The organism is Streptomyces sp. TSRI0107, from assembly GCF_001905845.1.
GTDB lineage: Bacteria > Actinomycetota > Actinomycetes > Streptomycetales > Streptomycetaceae > Streptomyces.
This window is the reverse complement of record NZ_LIVZ01000007.1, coordinates 283,523-302,021: the sequence shown is the minus strand read 5'-3', so window position 1 is coordinate 302,021 and position 18,499 is coordinate 283,523. Positions and strand designations below refer to the sequence as shown.

Annotated in this window: 19 protein-coding genes; 17 read left to right on the top strand and 2 right to left on the bottom strand. The window is 70.4% G+C overall.

Annotation, left to right across the window (positions count from 1 at the left end; genetic code table 11):
- Positions 1–137: 137 nt before the first annotated feature.
- From dop to prcA, 5 genes are all read left to right on the top strand, one after another.
- The gene (dop, locus tag AMK31_RS20660) at positions 138–1,649 is read left to right on the top strand and encodes a depupylase/deamidase Dop (protein ID WP_338013045.1); all 1,512 of its coding nucleotides are present in this window, start codon (positions 138–140) and stop codon (positions 1,647–1,649) included.
- Between the two features lie 169 nt (positions 1,650–1,818).
- Positions 1,819–2,037, top strand: a complete 219-nt coding sequence (locus AMK31_RS20655; RefSeq protein WP_031486664.1) for a ubiquitin-like protein Pup — start codon at positions 1,819–1,821, stop codon at positions 2,035–2,037.
- 42 nt (positions 2,038–2,079) lie between these two features.
- Positions 2,080–2,583: an endonuclease VII domain-containing protein gene (locus tag AMK31_RS20650; RefSeq protein WP_073942061.1), complete on the top strand. Its 504-nt coding sequence runs from the start codon at positions 2,080–2,082 to the stop codon at positions 2,581–2,583.
- Positions 2,535–3,380 (top strand): proteasome subunit beta, encoded by an 846-nt coding sequence (gene prcB, locus AMK31_RS20645; protein ID WP_073942060.1) that lies wholly within the window; start codon positions 2,535–2,537, stop codon positions 3,378–3,380. Before AMK31_RS20650 ends, prcB begins: the two co-directional genes overlap by 49 nt.
- Before the next feature lie 59 nt (positions 3,381–3,439).
- Positions 3,440–4,198 (top strand): proteasome subunit alpha, encoded by a 759-nt coding sequence (gene prcA / locus AMK31_RS20640; RefSeq protein ID WP_073942059.1) that lies wholly within the window; start codon positions 3,440–3,442, stop codon positions 4,196–4,198.
- 66 nt (positions 4,199–4,264) lie between these two features.
- On the opposite strand, the gene AMK31_RS20635 is transcribed toward prcA, so the two are convergent.
- Positions 4,265–5,281 (bottom strand): LacI family DNA-binding transcriptional regulator, encoded by a 1,017-nt coding sequence (locus AMK31_RS20635; protein ID WP_073942058.1) that lies wholly within the window; start codon positions 5,279–5,281, stop codon positions 4,265–4,267.
- A 118-nt stretch (positions 5,282–5,399) separates the two neighbouring features.
- Here AMK31_RS20635 and AMK31_RS20630 point away from each other — a divergent pair, with 118 nt between their 5' ends.
- The 3 genes from AMK31_RS20630 (at position 5,400) to AMK31_RS20620 (ending at position 9,163) form a co-directional block, all read left to right on the top strand.
- On the top strand, positions 5,400–6,659 hold the full coding sequence (locus tag AMK31_RS20630; protein WP_073942057.1) for an MFS transporter: 1,260 nt from the start codon (positions 5,400–5,402) through the stop codon (positions 6,657–6,659).
- Positions 6,660–6,668: 9 nt separating this feature from the next.
- Entirely contained in the window at positions 6,669–8,030 is a 1,362-nt protein-coding gene (gene pafA, locus AMK31_RS20625) for a Pup--protein ligase (protein WP_073942056.1), read from the top strand.
- A gap of 131 nt (positions 8,031–8,161) precedes the next feature.
- The gene (locus tag AMK31_RS20620) at positions 8,162–9,163 is read left to right on the top strand and encodes an FKBP-type peptidyl-prolyl cis-trans isomerase (RefSeq protein ID WP_073942055.1); all 1,002 of its coding nucleotides are present in this window, start codon (positions 8,162–8,164) and stop codon (positions 9,161–9,163) included.
- Between the two features lie 22 nt (positions 9,164–9,185).
- On the opposite strand, the gene AMK31_RS20615 is transcribed toward AMK31_RS20620, so the two are convergent.
- Positions 9,186–9,530 (bottom strand): hypothetical protein, encoded by a 345-nt coding sequence (locus AMK31_RS20615; RefSeq protein WP_079186883.1) that lies wholly within the window; start codon positions 9,528–9,530, stop codon positions 9,186–9,188.
- A gap of 127 nt (positions 9,531–9,657) precedes the next feature.
- On the opposite strand from AMK31_RS20615, the gene AMK31_RS20610 reads away from it, so the two are divergent.
- The 9 genes from AMK31_RS20610 to AMK31_RS20570 all read left to right on the top strand — a co-directional run bounded on the left by AMK31_RS20610 (position 9,658) and on the right by AMK31_RS20570 (position 18,178).
- Positions 9,658–10,029 carry an FKBP-type peptidyl-prolyl cis-trans isomerase gene (locus tag AMK31_RS20610; RefSeq protein WP_055709516.1) on the top strand — a complete coding sequence of 124 codons (372 nt, stop codon included), beginning with the start codon at positions 9,658–9,660 and terminating at the stop codon, positions 10,027–10,029.
- 232 nt (positions 10,030–10,261) lie between these two features.
- The gene (locus AMK31_RS20605; RefSeq protein WP_073942054.1) at positions 10,262–11,239 is read left to right on the top strand and encodes a helix-turn-helix transcriptional regulator; all 978 of its coding nucleotides are present in this window, start codon (positions 10,262–10,264) and stop codon (positions 11,237–11,239) included.
- 18 nt (positions 11,240–11,257) lie between these two features.
- On the top strand, positions 11,258–12,289 hold the full coding sequence (locus AMK31_RS20600; RefSeq protein WP_073942053.1) for a helix-turn-helix transcriptional regulator: 1,032 nt from the start codon (positions 11,258–11,260) through the stop codon (positions 12,287–12,289).
- The gene (locus tag AMK31_RS20595) at positions 12,286–12,576 is read left to right on the top strand and encodes a hypothetical protein (protein WP_073942052.1); all 291 of its coding nucleotides are present in this window, start codon (positions 12,286–12,288) and stop codon (positions 12,574–12,576) included. The genes AMK31_RS20600 and AMK31_RS20595 overlap by 4 nt, the downstream gene beginning before the upstream one ends.
- Positions 12,577–12,586: 10 nt before the next feature.
- A complete protein-coding gene (locus AMK31_RS20590) occupies positions 12,587–12,781 on the top strand; it encodes a hypothetical protein (RefSeq protein ID WP_073942051.1) in 195 nt (64 codons plus the stop codon).
- Between the two features lie 297 nt (positions 12,782–13,078).
- On the top strand, positions 13,079–13,363 hold the full coding sequence (gene tatA, locus AMK31_RS20585) for a Sec-independent protein translocase subunit TatA (RefSeq protein WP_073942050.1): 285 nt from the start codon (positions 13,079–13,081) through the stop codon (positions 13,361–13,363).
- A 47-nt stretch (positions 13,364–13,410) separates the two neighbouring features.
- A complete protein-coding gene (tatC, locus tag AMK31_RS20580; protein ID WP_073942049.1) occupies positions 13,411–14,364 on the top strand; it encodes a twin-arginine translocase subunit TatC in 954 nt (317 codons plus the stop codon).
- 30 nt (positions 14,365–14,394) lie between these two features.
- Positions 14,395–15,285 carry a diacylglycerol kinase gene (locus AMK31_RS20575; RefSeq protein WP_073942048.1) on the top strand — a complete coding sequence of 297 codons (891 nt, stop codon included), beginning with the start codon at positions 14,395–14,397 and terminating at the stop codon, positions 15,283–15,285.
- Between the two features lie 40 nt (positions 15,286–15,325).
- Positions 15,326–18,178 carry a DEAD/DEAH box helicase gene (locus AMK31_RS20570; protein ID WP_073942047.1) on the top strand — a complete coding sequence of 951 codons (2,853 nt, stop codon included), beginning with the start codon at positions 15,326–15,328 and terminating at the stop codon, positions 18,176–18,178.
- Positions 18,179–18,499: the final 321 nt, after the last annotated feature.

Genomic DNA, 18,499 nt, shown 5'->3' with positions numbered 1-18,499 from the left:
CCGGCGCAAAGGCGTTCTAGGCTCTTCCGTACCGCCGAGTCGCGCAGTGCGGGGACGGGCACCGCTCACGCGACAGAGCACCAGCGGTATCTGAGCGGAGCCCACGACCGAGGGCTACGCCGGGCAAGGAGGGCCGCATGACCGTACGGCGAGTAATGGGCATCGAGACGGAGTACGGGATCTCCGTCCCCGGCCACCCCAACGCCAATGCCATGCTCACCTCGTCCCAGATCGTCAACGCCTACGCGGCGGCGATGCACCGGGCCCGCCGGGCCCGCTGGGACTTCGAGGAGGAGAATCCGCTGCGCGACGCGCGGGGCTTCGACCTCGCCCGCGAGGCCGCCGACTCCAGCCAGCTCACCGACGAGGACATCGGCCTCGCCAATGTCATCCTCACCAACGGCGCACGGCTCTACGTCGACCACGCACACCCCGAGTACAGCGCGCCCGAGGTCACCAACCCCCGCGACGCCGTCCTCTGGGACAAGGCCGGCGAGCGGATCATGGCCGAGGCCGCCGAACGGGCCGCTCAGCTGCCCGGGGCCCAGCCCATCCACCTCTACAAGAACAACACCGACAACAAGGGCGCCTCCTACGGCACGCACGAGAACTACCTGATGAAGCGGGAGACCCCCTTCTCGGACATCGTGCGCCACCTGACGCCCTTCTTCGTCTCCCGCCAGGTCTTCGCCGGCGCCGGCCGCGTCGGCATCGGCCAGGACGGCCACGAACACGGCTTCCAGCTCAGCCAGCGCGCGGACTACTTCGAGGTCGAGGTCGGCCTGGAGACCACCCTCAAGCGCCCCATCATCAACACCCGCGACGAGCCGCACGCGGACGCGGAGAAGTACCGCCGCCTCCACGTGATCATCGGCGACGCGAACCTCTCCGAGATCTCGACGTACCTCAAGCTGGGCACCACCGCCCTGGTCCTGTCCATGATCGAGGACGGCTTCATCGCGGTGGACCTGGCCGTGGACCAGCCGGTCCGCACCCTGCACCAGGTGTCGCACGACCCCTCCCTCAAGCGCCTCATCACGCTCCGCAGCGGCCGCACGCTCACCGCGGTCCAGCTCCAGATGGAGTACTACGAGCTGTCGCGCAAATACGTGGAGGAACGCTTCGGAGCCGACGCCGACGAGCAGACCAAGGACGTCCTGTCCCGCTGGGAGGACACCCTCAACCGGCTCGAACACGACCCCATGAGCCTGGCCGGCGAACTGGACTGGGTCGCCAAGCGCGAGCTCATGGAGGGCTACCGCCGCCGCGACAACCTCGACTGGGACGCCGCGAGGCTCCACCTCGTCGACCTCCAGTACGCCGACGTACGCCCCGAGAAGGGCCTCTACAACCGTCTCGCGGCCCGCGGGCGCATGAAGCGGCTGCTGGACGAGGCGGAGGTCGAGCGGGCCAGGCAGAAGCCACCTGAGGACACCCGCGCCTACTTCCGCGGGCGCTGCCTGGAGCAGTACGCGGACGACGTCGCGGCGGCCTCCTGGGACTCCGTGATCTTCGACCTCCCGGGCCGGGACTCGCTGCAGCGCGTCCCAACCCTGGAACCGCTTCGCGGAACGCGTAATCACGTCAAGGAGCTCCTGGACCGCTGCCGCACCGCCGAGGACCTGGTCAGGGTGCTCTCCGGCGGCTGAGCGGGTACCCGGGAAGTGCCGCCCGGGCAGGGTGGAAACCACCGTGTCCGGGAATCATCGAGGTGGGCCCCGTACGTTGGAGAAACTGCGGGGCCATTGTCAGACCCGGCGAGTAGGGTCTGATCTTGACCGAGCAACTGTGTCGGGCGAACCGAGCGGGGTGAGGGTTATGGCGACCAAGGACACCGGCGGCGGACAGCAGAAGGCCACCCGGTCGACCGAGGAGGTCGAGGAGCAGGCGGCGGAGGCGCAGGCTTCGGAGGACCTCAAGGAGCGTCACGAGAAGCTGAGCGACGACGTGGACTCGGTCCTCGACGAAATCGACGATGTGCTCGAGGAGAACGCAGAGGATTTCGTGCGCTCCTTCGTGCAAAAGGGTGGCGAGTAAAGGCGCTCGGACTCGCTTGCCTTTGAAGTGAAGGTACGGGGGATGGGTGAGGAGACGCCCGGGAAAGGGTGCACGGGCTGCGGGCGGTGTTTGCCGCCGCCCGCGTTCGCACGGGACAGGAACCGGAGCGACGGCCTTCAGGTGCGGTGCCGGGAGTGCGTGGCGCAGTACGGCGCAGCGCACTACCGGCGCCGCCGGCAGGCCATGGGATCGGACGGCCTGTCGACCCGCTGCAAGACCTGCCGGGCGGTGCAGGGGCGGCAGGGTCATCCGAAGCGTCCGTACGGCATCACCGAAGCCGAACGCGACGCGTCGATCGACAGCCAGGGGGGCATCTGCTGCATGTGTCTTTCCGCCCCCGCCGCGCATGTGGATCACTGCCATGAGACGGGTAGGGTCCGTGGCGTACTGTGCTTCAGCTGCAACGCCGCGCTGGGGCAGTTCAAGGATCGGCCCGATGCCATAAGGCGGGCTGCTGCTTACGTGGAAGGAATCGCGTGGAAGCCAACACTCGTAGCACCGGGCGTCTACCAGCTGCCTTCCTGACGCCTGGATCTTCTTCTTTCATGGACTTCCTGTCGGAGCACCAGCCCGAGCTGCTGCCCGGCAACCGGCAACTCCCGCCCACGCAGGGCGTGGTCGAGGCCCCGCACGGCACGACGATCGTGGCCGTGACGTTCCCCGGCGGTGTCGTGCTCGCCGGTGACCGCCGGGCCACGATGGGCAACATCATCGCGCAGCGGGACATCGAGAAGGTCTTCCCGGCGGACGAGTACTCGGCCGTCGGCATCGCCGGCACGGCCGGTCTGGCCGTCGAGATGGTGAAGCTGTTCCAGCTGGAGCTGGAGCACTTCGAGAAGGTGGAGGGTGCCCAGCTCTCGCTGGAGGGCAAGGCGAACCGGTTGTCGACGATGATCCGGTCGAACCTGGGCATGGCCATGCAGGGTCTGGCCGTGGTGCCGCTCTTCGCCGGATACGACCTGGACCGCGACAAGGGCCGCATCTTCTCGTACGACGTGACGGGCGGCCGTTCCGAGGAGCAGGGGTACGCGGCCACGGGTTCCGGCTCGATCTTCGCGCGCGGTGCGATGAAGAAGCTCTTCCGTGACGACCTGACCGAGGAGCAGGCCACGACGCTCGTGGTGCAGGCTCTGTACGACGCGGCAGACGACGACTCGGCGACCGGTGGCCCCGATGTCGCCCGCCGGATCTACCCGATCGTCACCGTGATCACCGAGGACGGCTTCCGCCGGCTCACCGAGGACGAGTCCTCGCAGATCGCCCGCTCGGTGCTGGAGCGGCGTCTGGAGCAGCCCGACGGTCCGCGGGCCGCGCTGCTCTGAGCGCGGGCGCTGTTGTTGCAGGTGATCCAGTGACTTCCACAGAAAGGGACGGATAACCGGTGTCGACGCCGTTCTATGTCTCACCTCAGCAGGCCATGGCCGACCGGGCCGAGTACGCCCGCAAGGGCATCGCGCGCGGCCGGAGTCTGGTCGTGCTGCAGTACGCCGACGGCATCGTGTTCGTCGGTGAGAACCCGTCCCGCGCGCTGCACAAGTTCAGCGAGATCTACGACCGGATCGGCTTCGCCGCGGCCGGCAAGTACAACGAGTACGAGAACCTGCGCATCGGCGGCGTCCGCTATGCCGACCTGCGTGGCTACACGTACGACCGGGACGACGTCACCGCGCGGGGTCTGGCGAACGTGTACGCGCAGACGCTGGGCACGATCTTCTCCAGTGTCGGTGAGAAGCCGTACGAGGTGGAGCTGGTCGTCGCCGAGGTCGGTGAGACGCCCGAGGGCGACCAGATCTATCGGCTGCCGCACGACGGTTCGATCGTGGACGAGCACGGTTCGGTCGCGGTGGGTGGCAACGCGGAGCTGATCAGCAACTATCTGGATCAGCGTCATCAGGACGGCATGACCTTGTCGGAGGCGTTGAAGCTGGCCGTGCAGGCGTTGTCCCGCGAGTCGAACGGCACGCAGCGGGAGATCCCCGCCGAGCGCCTGGAGGTCGCGGTGCTGGACCGTACGCGTCCGCAGAAGCGCAAGTTCAAGCGGATCACCAGCCGGCAGCTGTCGCGGCTGCTGGCGGACGACGCCGCCGCGCAGTCGGAGAGTGAGTCCGCCGAGTCGGCGGAGGGCTCCGAGGAGGAGTAGTCACCTCCGCCTTCCCCCGTCACCGTGAGTGTGCCCCGGCCTTTCGAGGTCCGGGGCACACGGCGTTCAGGGGGCCGGTGGCGGCGCCGTGGAGCCTCGTACGACCAACTCGACCGGGATGTCGCCGCGGGCGGGCGTGCGGCCCTCCAGGACGGCCAGCAGGGCCTGCATGCCGCGTTCGCCGAAGAGCTCGGCGTCGAGTCGCACGGTGGTGAGTTCGGGGTCGATGGCGGTGGCCAGGGCGAGGTCGTCGAGGCCGGTGACGGAGATGTCGTCGGGGATGCGCAGGCCGAGTCGCCGGGCGGCCTTGTAGGCGCCGGCGGCGAGTTTGTCGTCGTCGCAGATGATCGCGGTGGGGCGGGGTCCGGGGCCGGTGAGCGCGGTCTCGGCGGCGGTCAGGGCGTCGTCGATGTGGATGGGCGCGGGTGCGGTGCGCAGGGTCGTGCCGGGGACGGTGCCGAGTCGTGCGGCGAGTTCGCGGGCGCGTACCTCGAAGGTCCAGGAGGGGACGTCGGCGGCCAGGTGGAGGAAGCGGCGGTGGCCGAGGCCGAGCAGGTGCTCGGTGATCTGCCGGATGCCGTCGGCGATGTCGAGGTTGACGGTGGCGGCGCCCAGGCTGCCGTCGGGGTCGCTGTCGAGCATCACGAGGGGGAGCTGGTCGCCGCGGATGGCGGTGAGGGCGTCGGCGGCCATGGAGGAGGCGATGACGCCGTCGAGGGCGGCCTGGGCGGAGGCGAAGGGGTCGCGGGCGGGGCCGATGCCTTCGGGGGAGGGGTAGAGGACGACGCCGAAGCCGTGGGCGGCGGCGACGCGAGCGGCGCCGGTGTAGACGCCGGCGAAGAACTCGGTGGTCAGGGCGGGGACGACGAGCAGTACGGTGCGGGTGCGGCCGAGGCGGAGGTTGCGGGCGGCGAGGTTGGGCCGGTAGCCGAGGTCGCGTGCGGCGCGGCGGACGCGTTCGGCGGTGGTCTCGGAGACGCGGCCGCGCCACTTCTCGCCGAGCACCAGCGACACGGCGGCCTGGGAGACGCCGGCGGCTTCGGCGACGTCGCGGCTCGTGGGGCGGGTGCTGGCTCGTGCCACCGGCGGCTGCTCCTCGGTCGGGGTCGCGCCCGGGCTCGGCCTGGACGGGTGAACAGCGCACATGGTACGTATGACGGAGGACGTTATACGTAAAACCTCAAGCCGGAGGGCGGGGCACATGGCCGCGGGGTACCTGGAGATCCTCAGGGCGAGGCACGCCGCCCGCCTGCTGGTGGGCACGCTGGTGGGCCGGCTGCCGAACGCCACGGCCGCGATCGCGATCGTGCTGTTCATCCGCGCGGAGGGCGGTTCGTACAGCCTCGCCGGGGCGCTGGCCGCCGTGTACGGCGTCGCCAACGCGGTGGGGCAGCCGCTGCTCGGCCGCCTGGTGGACCTGCACGGCCAGCCGCGTGTGCAGCTGCCCGCGGCCGTCCTGTCGGCGCTGGCGATGGCCGTCTTCGCCTTCGCGGGCACCGAGCCGCCGGCGCTGTCGTACGCCGCCGTGGCCGCGGCCGGGCTGTTCACCCCGCCGCTGGAGGGCGGTCTGCGGGCCCTGTGGCCGTCGGTGCTGCGCAAGGAGGGCCAGGTGCACACCGCGTACGCGATGGACGCGGTGGCGCAGGAGGTGATGTTCACAGTCGGCCCGCTGCTGGTCACCCTGTGCACTGCCCTGTGGTCGGCGCAGGCGGCCCTGCTGGTGCTGAACGTGATCGGTGTGCTCGGCGCCCTGTCCGTCGTGGTGTCGCCGCCCTCGCGCGCGTGGCGGTCGGCTCCGCGCGAGGCGCACTGGCTGGGCGCGCTGCGCTCGCCGGGGCTGATCGCGCTGCTCGGCGCGTTCCTCTTCGTGGGTGTGGCGCTCGGTTCGATCACGGTCGCGGCGGTGTCGTACGCGGACGACCACGGCGGTGACGCGGTCTACGGCTGGCTGATGGCGGCCCTGGGGCTGGGCGCGCTGGTCGGTGGCGCGGTGTACGGGGCGCGGCAGTGGGCCGGTGCGCCGGAGCGGCGACTGCGGGTGCTGGTCGGTCTTCTGGCGGTGTGTTACCTGCCGCTGATGCTGATGCCGGGCGCGGTGGCGATGACGGCGCTGACGGCGCTCTCCGGGGTGTTCCTGGCGCCCGCGATCGCGTGCGCGTTCGTCATCGTGGACCGGCACGCGCCGAGGGGCACGGTGACGGAGGCGTTCTCGTGGCTGGTGACGACGTTCACGGTGGGTGCGTCGGTCGGTACGGGCCTGGCGGGTCCGGTCGTGGAGTGGGGCGGGGCGCTCTGGGGATTCGCCGTGCCGGGTGCCGCCGGGGGTGTGTCGCTGCTGGTTCTTCTGGCCACGGGTCGGGTACTCGCAGCTCCCGCGCGGACCGCGGTCGTTGCGTCTTCATCGGAAAATGATCCAAATCGTGCTGTCGAACCCCGTTTCAGTTCAGGGGATCGGGCGTAATGTTCACTCATGGACCGCCGCATTTTCGGGCTGGAGAACGAGTACGGCGTCACGTGCACGTTCAGGGGACAGCGCCGTCTGTCGCCTGACGAGGTGGCGCGGTACCTCTTCCGCCGTGTCGTGTCATGGGGCCGAAGCAGCAATGTCTTTCTGCGGAACGGCGCCCGCCTCTATCTCGACGTGGGATCGCATCCGGAATATGCCACACCCGAATGCGACAATGTGATCGAACTGGTCACCCACGACAAGGCCGGCGAGCGCATTCTCGAAGGACTCCTGGTGGACGCGGAGCGACGCCTGCACGAGGAGGGAATCGCGGGCGACGTCTACCTCTTCAAGAACAACACCGACTCGGCGGGCAACTCCTACGGCTGCCACGAGAACTATCTGGTGGCCCGGCACGGGGAGTTCTCCCGGCTCGCGGACATCCTCATCCCGTTCCTGGTCACCCGGCAGCTGCTGTGCGGCGCGGGGAAGGTGCTGCAGACGCCGCGCGGTGCGGTGTACTGCGTGAGCCAGCGGGCCGAGCACATCTGGGAGGGCGTCTCGTCGGCGACGACCCGTTCCCGGCCGATCATCAACACGCGTGACGAGCCGCACGCGGACGCCGAGCGCTACCGCCGTCTGCACGTCATCGTGGGCGACTCGAACATGTCCGAGACGACCATGCTGCTGAAGGTGGGCGCGACGGACCTGGTGCTGCGCATGATCGAGGCGGGCACGGTGATGCGTGACCTGACCCTGGAGAACCCGATCCGGGCGATCCGCGAGGTCAGCCACGACATCACGGGCCGCCGCAAGGTACGCCTGGCCAGCGGCCGGGAGGCGTCGGCTCTGGAGGTGCAGCGCGAGTACTACGAGAAGGCGCTGGACTTCTGCGAGCGGCGCGGCATCCGCACCGGGACGGTGGAGCAGGTCCTGGAGCTGTGGGGCCGCACGCTCGACGCGATCGAGACGGAGGACCTCGACCGGATCGACACCGAGATCGACTGGGTCATGAAGTACAAGCTCATCGAGCGGTACCGGGCCAAGCACAACATGACGATGTCGCATCCGCGGGTCGCGCAGATAGACCTCGCGTACCACGACATCCACCGTCGTCGTGGCCTGTACTACCTGCTGGAGAAGAAGGGTCAAGCCGCGCGGATCTGCAACGACTTGAAGATCTTCGAGGGCAAGTCGGTTCCGCCGCAGACGACTCGGGCGCGGTTGCGCGGTGACTTCATCCGGCGGGCGCAGGAGCAGCGCCGGGACTTCACGGTCGACTGGGTGCATCTGAAGCTCAACGACCAGGCACAGCGCACCGTGTTGTGCAAGGACCCGTTCCGTTCGGTGGACGACCGGGTGGAGAAGCTGATCGCCGGAATGTGAGCCGGCGGGTTTTCCGGACTGATTGCCGGAACGCCACACGGGCGCCGTACGTTACCCGTACGGCGCCCTTCTCACGCCGTAGAGTTGCGCGCACGCCATCAACACGATCGATCGATTACGAGGCCCCCACCGTGCGCCGACGCTCCCTGATGATTGCCGTTCCCGCTGGACTGGTCACGCTCGCCGGATGCGGCGAGGACAAGGCCGATTCGAGCAAGGCCACCGACGGCGCCTCGCCCTCGGCGCCGGACGCGTCCGCCGCGCCGTCGCCGAAGATCGTCGACGGTCCGCTGCCGGCGATCACCGCGGGCACGAAGTTCGACGAGAAGCCGACGGTCGCCAAGGGCAGCGGTGACCCGTCGAAGGACCTCGCGGTGAAGACGGTCATCGCGGGAGGCGGTCGGACCGTCGCGGAGGGCGACTACGTCCAGGCGAACTACCTGGGTCAGATCTGGGACACCGCGAAGGTCTTCGACAACTCCTACGACCGTAAGACGCCGCTGGTGATCCAGCTCGCGCAGGGCAGCATCATCGACGGCTGGCGGTATGCGCTGACCGGCAAGAAGACCGGCAGCCGGGTCCAGTTCTCGGTGCCCCCGACCTGGGGTTACGGCGAGCAGGGCCAGTCCCAGGCGGGCATCAAGGGCACCGACACCCTGGTCTTCGTCGTGGACCTGCAGGCCACCTTCAACGCCAAGAGCTCGGCGAAGGGCACCGAGGTCGCGCAGGACAACGTGGACCTGCCCAAGGTCGGCACCAACACGGACGGCAAGGCGCCGTCCGTCGAGGTCCCGAAGACGGACCCGCCCGGGAAGCTGGTCGCGAACTACATCCTCGAGGGCGACGGCGCGACGGTCGGCGCCGAGGACAGCGTGCTCGTGCAGTACAAGGGCGTGCAGTGGGACAACGGCAAGGAGTTCGACTCCACGTACAGCCGCAAGGCGCTGACGTCCTTCTCGCTCCAGCAGGTCGTCAAGGGCTGGTCCCAGGGCCTGACCGGCAAGAAGGTCGGCAGCCGCGTGCTGATCGTCATCCCGCCGGACCTGGGCTACGGCGACAACCCGCCGGAGGGCAGCGGCATCGCCAAGGGCGCGACGCTGGTGTTCACGGTGGACATCCTCGCCAAGATGTGAGGCGGCCGGTCACCGGCGGGGCTCAGTCCGCGCGGGAACCGGGCCTGGTGGCGCGCCACGCCAGGAGCGTCCCGCCGGCGCCGTAGGCCAGGAGCAGGACGCCGTTCCGCGCGTCCTCGCGCCGCTCCAGGGACTGGGCGAGCCGCTGCTGCTCGTAGTTCCGGGTCCCCACGCCGAGCGTTCCGTCCAGCACGGCGCACCGGGTGTCCCCGGGCCGCATCGGTCCGGGGCGTTCCTCCCCGTCCTCGCCGGCGTTCTCCCCGGGGCAGACCACTTCCGCCGAGGCCGTCAGGGCACTCAGGAGGCTTCCGGTTCCCCAGAGGGCCGGTATGAGGAAGCACGCCACCAGGGCCGCTCTGTGGTTCACGCCGCGAACATACCGGAGCCGGTGGGGCCGGCAACCTCCGCCTTCGGTGGAGTGGCTGGTCACGGGTGTGCCGGGTGGGATGAAAGACTGGGCGCGTTACTTGTCGTACACAAGCAGGAGCGATGACGTGAGCATCGATAAGCCCGAGATCGACTTCCCGGGTGGCGAGCCCCCGGCGGACCTCGAGATCAAGGACATCTGGGAGGGCGACGGCCCGGTGGCGCAGGCGGGCCAGACCGTCACCGTCCACTACGTGGGTGTCGCCTTCAGCACGGGTGAGGAGTTCGACGCGAGCTGGAACCGGGGCACCCCGTTCCGCTTCCCGCTGGGCGGCGGCCGGGTCATCAAGGGCTGGGACCTGGGCGTGCAGGGCATGAAGGTCGGCGGCCGCCGCCAGCTGACCATCCCGGCCCACCTCGCCTACGGCAACCAGAGCCCGACCCCGGCGATCAAGCCCGGCGAGACGCTGATCTTCGTCGTCGACCTGCTCGGCGTCTGATCGCAGTCCGATCGCCGTCCGATCGCCGTCTGATCGCCGTCCGATCGTCGTACGGGGGTCGGGAACGATCAGAAGACGTTCCGATCCTCGTACGGGGCGCCTACGGGAGCCGACCGGTTCCGATCATCCGGGGCCCATGCCTGTCCAGGCGTGGGCCCTCGGCTTTTGTCACGGCACCCCGGAGCGGTACGGTCAACGGTCGGAAGCACCATAGGGAAGGCGAAGGGCGTCGATGGCCATTGCCAAGGCCGAGCGGCTGATGAACCTGGCGCTGTGTCTGCTGGGGACGCGGCGTCCGCTCAGCAAGCGCGAGCTGCGCGAGTCCATCGAGGCCTACATGGAGGCCTTCGGGCCGGACAGGGGCGTGCCCGGTTCCGACGACTCCTTCAACCGGATGTTCGAGCGGGACAAGGACGACCTGCGCGAGCTGGGACTCGTCATCGAGACCGTCGAGAACCTGGAAGGCGAGGTCGGCTACCTGGCCCGCCGCGACAGCAACCGCCTCCCGCCCATCACCCTCGACGCCGAGGAGGCCGCCGCCCTGGGCCTGGCCGCCAAGGTGTGGCAGCAGGCCCGGCTGGCCGGCGCGGCCAGCGGCGCCCTGCAGAAGCTGCGCGCGGCCGGACTGCCGGAGGACGTGGACCCCTACGAGGCCCACGGCGCCCTGGAGCCGCGCATCCCCGTGCACGAGGCCGCCTTCGAGCCGCTGATGCTGGCCTGCCGCGACCGCCGTCCCGTCGTCTTCGAGTACCGCAAGGCCAACGCCGCGCAGCCCGAGGCCCGGCATGTCGAGCCGTGGGCGCTGGAGTGCTGGCGCGGCCACTGGTACCTCGCGGGCTGGGACCGCGACCGGGGCGCGGAGCGGGTGTTCCGGCTGTCCCGGATCACCGGCAAGGTGCGCTCGCGCGGCGCCCGCTTCACCGCGCCGGTGCCCGACGTGGTCACCGTGCGCGAGACCGTCGCCGGCTGGGCGGGCGAGACCGCCGACCGCAGCGCGCGCATCCGGCTGCGCGCCGGTGCCGGGTACCCCTTGCGGGCGAAGGCCACCGCGGTCCGGGAACTCGGCGACGGCTGGGACGAGTTGGAGATTCCGTACGGGCACGGGCTGGACGCCTGGCTGGTGGAGTTCGGGCCGGACGTGGTGGTGCTGGAGCCCGCGGAGCTGCGGGCCGACGTGGTGGACCGGCTGCGCGCCGTGGCCAAGGGCTGAGGGGGAGGGGGACGGACAGTGGCAGGCAGACCGGTCAGGCCCGTGAACGCGATCGACCAGACCCGGCGGATGCTCTCCCTGGTGACGTATCTCAAGGAGCGCCCCGGCGCCCGGATCGAGGACGTCGCCCGCGCTTTCGGCATCACCGAGGAGGAGCTGGTCTCCGACCTCGACGTGCTGCCCATGTGCGGCACCAGCTTCCGCGGCGGCGATCTGCTGGACATCGACACCGACGGCGAGCGCATCTGGTGGCACAACCCGGCCGCCCTCGGCGCGGAGGCGGCCGAGCCGCTGCGGCTCGCCGCCGACGAGGCGACCGCGCTGCTGGTGGCCGCCCGCGCCGTGGCCACCCTGCCCGGGCTGCGCGAGAGCGACCGGCAGGCGCTGCTGCGGGCCACCGCCAAGGTGGAGACCGCGGCGGGCGAGGCGGCGGGCGCCAGCTCCCGGCTGTCGGTGACCTTCGAGTCGGAGGGCGGGGTCTTCGCCGACGTCGACCGGGCGATCTCCGAGCGCCGCCGGCTGTGGATCCGCTACTACTCGCCGGCCCGCGACGAGGTCACCGAGCGCGAGATCGACCCCATCCGGCTGGTCAGCGTCGGCCACACCTATGTCGAGGCCTGGTGCCGCCGCTCCGAGGCGCGCCGCACCTTCCGGCTCGACCGGGTCGCCGAGATCCGCATCCTCGACGAGCCCTCCGCGCCGCCCGAGATCGAGCTGCGGGACCTGTCCGAGGGGCTGGTGCAGCCCGCGGCCGAGGACCCCGAGGTGATCGTCGAGGTCGGCCCCGGCGGCCGCTGGGTCGCCGAGTACTACCCGCACGACAGCGCCGAGGAACTCCCGGACGGCGGTCTGCGGATCACCCTGCGCACCCCCGACCCGGCCTCGCTGCGCCGCCTCGCGCTGCGCCTCGGCCGGGACGGACGGATCGTCGCCCCGGCCGAACTGGCCGAGAGCGCCCGCCGGGTCGCCCGCGAGGCGCTGGGCGCGTACGACGGTCTCGAAAGCCCCGTTCACGACGAGCTGTTCGACAGGCAGGAGCAGGGACTGTGAGCGAGTCGGCGTCCGGCGTCCGCGCTGTGTCGGTGGCCTCGGCGTTCGCCGGGATGCGCAGCGCCACCCCGGTGGTGTTCAAGGCCGGCTGCCCGGACTGCCGGGGCCGCTTCGAACTCGCCGCGAGCGCCCTGCGGCTGGCCATCGGCGCCAGCAGCCGTACGACGTTCTACTCGTTCACCTGCCCCGAGTGCGGGGCGGCCGTCCGCAAGCCCGCGGGGGAGCGGATCGTCGAACTCCTCACCGGCGGCGGCGTGCGGACCCTGCGGCTCCACTCGACGGTCTAGGCTCGGCGTCATGTTCTGGCCGATGTTCGCGGTTGCTGTGGGTTTCCTGGGTCTTGCCGTTCTCGGCGTGCTCGCCGTGCGGGTCTTCGTGGAGGCGCGGCGCCTCGGCCTGCAGGTCGCCGACTCCGCGCGCCGCATCAACCGCGCCGCCGAGGACCTGGAGCGCGCCGCCGTCAACGCGGCCCGCTCCGCGGACGCGCTGTGAGCCGTACCGGTAGCCGCACTGTGAGCCGCGTCGCGGGTCGTGCTGTGCGGCCCCTGTGAGTCCGGTGAGTTCATGTGCTTTGGGCCGCTTCGCCCTGTCGAGTCGGCCCACCTGCCAGGTACGCTGCTGGTCGCGGTCCGGAAAACGAGGCCCGGATCGCGAACCGGGAGTACGCACGGGGATTGCCGGACGTTTACCCCTGAGCGTTACGATCGCTGCCAGCACGGTCGTTCGGACACCTGTCCGACCGGTCGGACAGCCGCCCACCCACCCGCCTCGGTGAGAAGGTAAAAGCTTATGTTCGGGAAGCTCGGAGCCCCCGAGATCATTCTCATCCTCGTCGTCATCATCCTGCTGTTCGGCGCGAAGAAGCTTCCGGACATGGCCCGCTCGCTCGGCAAGTCCGCGCGCATCCTCAAGAGCGAGGCCAAGGCGATGAAGGAGGACGGCAAGTCCTCGGCCCCGGCCGACCCGCCGAACAACTCCGACGAGCAGCCCGCGCAGCGCGTCATCCAGGCCGCCCCCGGCGACGTGACCAGCTCCCGCCCGGTCACCGAGCCGACGGACACGACCAAGCGCTGACGCAGGGCCGGTGACCTCCGGCCCGCCGCACGAGATGGGAACGTGGGTTGCTGAAGTCTGCCCGCAAGCAGGAGAAGGATCCCGAGGGGCGGATGCCCCTCGCGGAGCACCTTCGTGAGCTACGCAACCGGCTCGCGAAGGCGTTGCTGGCGATCGTCGTCGTCACGGTCGTCGCCGCCTTCTTCTACAACGACATCATCAACTTCTTCACCGAGCCGATCCTGAAGTCGGTCGGCTGCAAGGAGTCCTTCGAGGAGCTGGCGAGGCTGCCCGAGGACGCCAAGGACCCGTGCGCGCAGATCACGATCAACGGTCTGCTCACCCCGTTCACACTGGCGCTGAAGGTGTCCCTGATGGCCGGTGTCGTGCTGGCCGCACCGGTCTGGCTGTACCAGCTGTGGGCCTTCGTCGCGCCCGGTCTGCACAAGCACGAGAAGAAGTACGCCTACGCGTTCGTCGGCACCGGTTTCCCGCTCTTCCTCGGCGGCGCCTACTTCGCCTACAAGGTGCTGCCCACCACCGCGAAGGTCCTGATCGAGTTCACGCCGTTCGGCGTCGACAACCTGCTGCCGCTGGACGACCTGCTCGACCTGGTGACCCGGATGGTCATCGTCTTCGGCCTCTCCTTCGAGCTGCCGCTGCTGCTGGTCATGCTCAACTTCACCGGCGCCATCTCCGGCAAGCGGATGCTCGGCTGGTGGCGCGGCATGATCATGGGCATCACGGTCTTCGCGGCCATCGCCACGCCCAGCACCGACCCGCTGACCATGCTGGCGCTCGCCGGGCCGATCTGGATCCTGTACTTCGGCGCCGTGGTCGTCTCGCTCGTCAACGACCGCCGTCGCAGCCGCCGCGAGGCCCTGGGCCCCGCCGACGACGAGGCCTCCGAGCTGGACCTGACCCCCGAGGACATCGGCGAGATCGAGGCGGTCGCCGCCGCCCCCGCGCTGCCCGAACAGGCGACCAGGGACCGGGTCAACGGTTATGACGACGTGACCTGAGGAGCGGGACGCACCTCGTAAGGTCACTGCGTGACCAGCGAGATCACTCTCTTCGTCAACCCCACCGCGGGCCGCGGCCGGGGCGCCCACGCGGCGCAGCCGGCCGCTTCCGCGTTGCGGGCGGCCGGTTTCTCGGTCCGGACGGTCCTCGGGGAGGACGCCCGGGACGCCCTGGCCCGCGCGCGGGACGCCGTGGCCGGCGGCACCGGTGCCCTGATCGCGGTCGGCGGGGACGGCATGGTCAACCTGGCCCTGCAGGCCGTCGCCGGCACCCGCACCCCGCTCGGCCTGGTCGCCGTCGGCACCGGCAACGACTTCGCCCGCGCCCTCGGTCTGCCGGTGCGGGACCCGGCCGCCGCGGGCCGGCAGATCGCGGACGCCCTCAAGGAGGACCGGCTGCGCGACATCGACCTCGGCCGGGCCGGGGACCGCTGGTTCGGCACCGTGCTGGCCTCCGGCTTCGACTCCCGGGTCAACGACCGGGGCAACCGCATGCGATGGCCCGCCGGCCGCCTCAAGTACGACCTCGCGATGCTCGCCGAACTGGCCGCCTTCCGGCCGTTCCCGTACCGGATCACCCTCGACGACGGAGCCGTGCGCGAGGTCGAGGCGACCCTGGTCGCGGTCGGCAACGGATCGTCGTACGGCGGCGGGATGCGTATCTGCCCCGGTGCCGACCTCACCGACGGGCTGTTCGACGTCACCGTCGTCGGGGACTGCTCCCGGCGGACGCTGCTGCGGGTCTTCCCGACGGTCTACCGGGGCGGGCACGTCGACCACCCCAAGGTCACCGTGCACCGCGCGGCGGCGGTCGAGCTGGCGGCCGACGGGATCACCGGGTACGCCGACGGCGAGCCGCTGGGACCGCTGCCGCTGACCGCGCGCTGCGTGCCCGGCGCGGTCCGGGTCGCGGGCCCCTGAGCTGGGGCTATCGCCGGATTCACAGGACCGGATCCCGATAATGATCGTCCTGTTGTCAGTGCGGCCCGGTACGCTCGAAAGCACGATGACACAGGACCTCTCACCGGCCGAGCGGTACGCGGCAGCCCGCAGGCGGGCAGCCGAGCAGGCCACCGCGCTCGCGTCCTTCCGCGAGATGTACGACTTCGGTCTCGACCCCTTCCAGATCGAGGCCTGCCAGGCCCTGGAGGCGGGCAAGGGCGTGCTGGTGGCCGCTCCCACCGGCTCGGGCAAGACGATCGTGGGCGAGTTCGCCGTCCACCTCGCCCTGCGACAGGGCAAGAAGTGCTTCTACACGACGCCCATCAAGGCGCTGTCGAACCAGAAGTACAACGACCTGTGCCGCCGCTACGGCACGGAGAAGGTCGGCCTGCTCACCGGCGACAACAGCGTCAACTCCGGCGCCCCGGTGGTCGTGATGACCACCGAGGTGCTGCGGAACATGCTGTACGCGGGCTCGCAGACCCTCCTCGGCCTGGGCTACGTGGTCATGGACGAGGTGCACTACCTCTCCGACCGCTTCCGCGGCGCCGTCTGGGAAGAGGTGATCATCCACCTGCCCGAGTCCGTGACGCTGGTGTCACTGTCGGCGACCGTGTCCAACGCGGAGGAGTTCGGCGACTGGCTGGACACCGTCCGCGGCGACACCGAGGTGATCGTCTCCGAGCACCGGCCCGTCCCGCTGTTCCAGCACGTCCTCGCCGGGCGCCGGATGTACGACCTGTTCGAGGAGGGCGAGGGCCACCGCAAGGCCGTCAACCCCGACCTCACGCGCATGGCGCGCATGGAGGCCACCCGGCCCTCGTTCCAGGACCGCAGGCGCGGCCGGGCGATGCGCGAGGCCGACCGGGAGCGGGAGCGGCGGCAGCGCTCACGCGTGTGGACGCCGAGCCGGCCCGAGGTCATCGAGCGGCTGGACGCCGAGGGGCTGCTCCCGGCGATCACCTTCATCTTCAGCCGCGCCGCCTGCGAGGCCGCCGTCCAGCAGTGCCTGTACGCCGGACTGCGGCTCAACGACGAGGCGGCGCGGGAACAGGTGCGGTCGCTGGTCGAGGAACGCACCTCGTCGATCCCGCCGGAGGACCTGCACGTCCTCGGGTACTACGAGTGGCTGGAGGGCCTGGAGCGCGGTATCGCCGCCCATCACGCGGGCATGCTGCCGACGTTCAAGGAGGTCGTCGAGGAACTGTTCGTCCGCGGGCTGGTCAAGGCCGTCTTCGCCACCGAGACGCTGGCGCTGGGCATCAACATGCCCGCGCGGTCGGTGGTGCTGGAGAAGCTGGTCAAGTGGAACGGCGAGCAGCACGCCGACATCACCCCGGGCGAGTACACCCAGCTGACCGGCCGCGCCGGGCGGCGCGGCATCGACGTCGAGGGTCACGCGGTCGTGCTGTGGCAGCGCGGCATGAGCCCCGAGCACCTGGCGGGCCTCGCGGGCACCCGGACGTATCCGCTGCGCTCCAGCTTCAAGCCGTCGTACAACATGGCGGTCAACCTGGTCGAGCAGTTCGGGCGGCACCGCTCGCGCGAGCTGCTGGAGACGTCGTTCGCCCAGTTCCAGGCCGACAAGTCGGTCGTCGGCATCTCCCGGCAGGTGCAGCGCAACGAGGAGGGGCTGGACGGCTACAAGGAGTCCATGACCTGCCACCTCGGCGACTTCGAGGAGTACGCGCGACTGCGCCGTGAGCTGAAGGACCGTGAGACCGAGCTGGCCCGGCAGGGCGCGGCGCAGCGGCGCGCCGAGGCCGCCGTCGCGCTGGAGCGGCTCAAGCCCGGCGACGTCATCCATGTGCCGACCGGGAAGTACGCCGGGCTGGCGCTGGTGCTCGACCCGGGGCTGCCGGCCGGGCGGTCCAACGGGCACCGGGGCCTCGAGCACCACGACGGGCCGCGCCCGCTGGTGCTCACCGCCGAACGGCAGGTCAAGCGGCTGGCGTCGATGGACTTCCCGGTGCCGGTGGAGCCGCTGGACCGGATGCGGATCCCGCGCTCGTTCAACCCGCGCTCGCCGCAGTCGCGCCGGGACCTGGCGTCCGCGCTGCGCAGCAAGGCCGGGCACATCGCGCCCGACCGGCACCGCAAGCGCCGCTCGCAGGCCGCGGACGACCGGGAGATCGCCCGGCTGCGGGCGGCGCTCAGGGCGCACCCGTGTCACGGGTGCAACGACCGTGAGGACCACGCGCGCTGGGCCGAGCGGTACCACCGGCTGCTGCGGGACACCAAGCAGCTGGAGCGCCGCATCGAGGGGCGCACCAACACCATTGCGCGGACCTTCGACCGGATCGTCGCGCTGCTGACCGAGCTGGACTATCTGCGCGACAACGAGGTCACCGAGCACGGCAAGCGGCTCGCCCGGCTCTACGGCGAGCTGGACCTGCTGGCCAGCGAGTGCCTGCGCGCCGGGGTCTGGGAAGGGCTCGGCCCGGCCGAACTCGCCGCGTGCGTCTCGGCGTTGGTGTACGAGGCGCGGGTCGGTGACGACGCGCTCGCCCCGAAGCTGCCGTCCGGCAAGGCGAAGGCAGCGCTCGGCGAGATGGTGCGGATCTGGGGGCGGCTGGACGCCTTGGAGGAGGAGTACCGCATCAACCAGACCGAGGGCGTCGGGCAGCGGGAGCCGGATCTCGGGTTCGCCTGGGCCGCGTACATGTGGGCCTCCGGCAAGGGCCTCGACGAGGTGCTGCGCGAGGCGGAGATGCCGGCCGGTGACTTCGTGCGGTGGTGCAAGCAGGTCATCGACGTGCTCGGGCAGATCCAGGCGGCGGCCCCCGCGGAGGGGTCGACCGTGCCGAAGGCCGCGCGCAAGGCGGTCGACGGGCTGCTGCGGGGCGTCGTCGCCTACTCGTCGGTGGGCTGACCGCGGTTCGCCGCGCCTCCGAAGGGTCTCACGAAAGCCGTTCACCCTCCCGGGTGAACGGCTTTCGTATGCCCGTTCGCTGTTACGCAGGGTGCGCGAGTGATCTCTTGGCGTGTAAATGAAATCGAGCGTACTCCGTGCCCGCGGCCCGTTTCAGGCGGTTGCTGAATATGACACGGCGATGATCCGGTCGGACTAAGCTCGCCCGCAGCGCACCGAGTTGCGGTGTATTCGTGCGTCTGTTCCCAATCGTCTTGATTACCCAGACATTTCCATGACTCTTCCCCCCGCAAGCTCGCCCGACACCCAGCCGATTCGTTT

Excerpts from the sequence above, each read along its gene's own strand:
- pafA (WP_073942056.1), top strand. The coding sequence starts at position 6,669 with ATGGACCGCCGCATTTTCGGGCTGGAGAACGAGTACGGCGTCACGTGC.
- AMK31_RS20650 (WP_073942061.1), top strand. The coding sequence starts at position 2,080 with ATGGGTGAGGAGACGCCCGGGAAAGGGTGCACGGGCTGCGGGCGGTGT.
- tatA (WP_073942050.1), top strand. The coding sequence starts at position 13,079 with ATGTTCGGGAAGCTCGGAGCCCCCGAGATCATTCTCATCCTCGTCGTC.
- dop (WP_338013045.1), top strand. The coding sequence starts at position 138 with ATGACCGTACGGCGAGTAATGGGCATCGAGACGGAGTACGGGATCTCC.
- AMK31_RS20570 (WP_073942047.1), top strand. The coding sequence starts at position 15,326 with ATGATCGTCCTGTTGTCAGTGCGGCCCGGTACGCTCGAAAGCACGATG.
- AMK31_RS20630 (WP_073942057.1), top strand. The coding sequence starts at position 5,400 with ATGGCCGCGGGGTACCTGGAGATCCTCAGGGCGAGGCACGCCGCCCGC.
- AMK31_RS20655 (WP_031486664.1), top strand. The coding sequence starts at position 1,819 with ATGGCGACCAAGGACACCGGCGGCGGACAGCAGAAGGCCACCCGGTCG.
- AMK31_RS20605 (WP_073942054.1), top strand. The coding sequence starts at position 10,262 with ATGGCCATTGCCAAGGCCGAGCGGCTGATGAACCTGGCGCTGTGTCTG.
- AMK31_RS20590 (WP_073942051.1), top strand. The coding sequence starts at position 12,587 with ATGTTCTGGCCGATGTTCGCGGTTGCTGTGGGTTTCCTGGGTCTTGCC.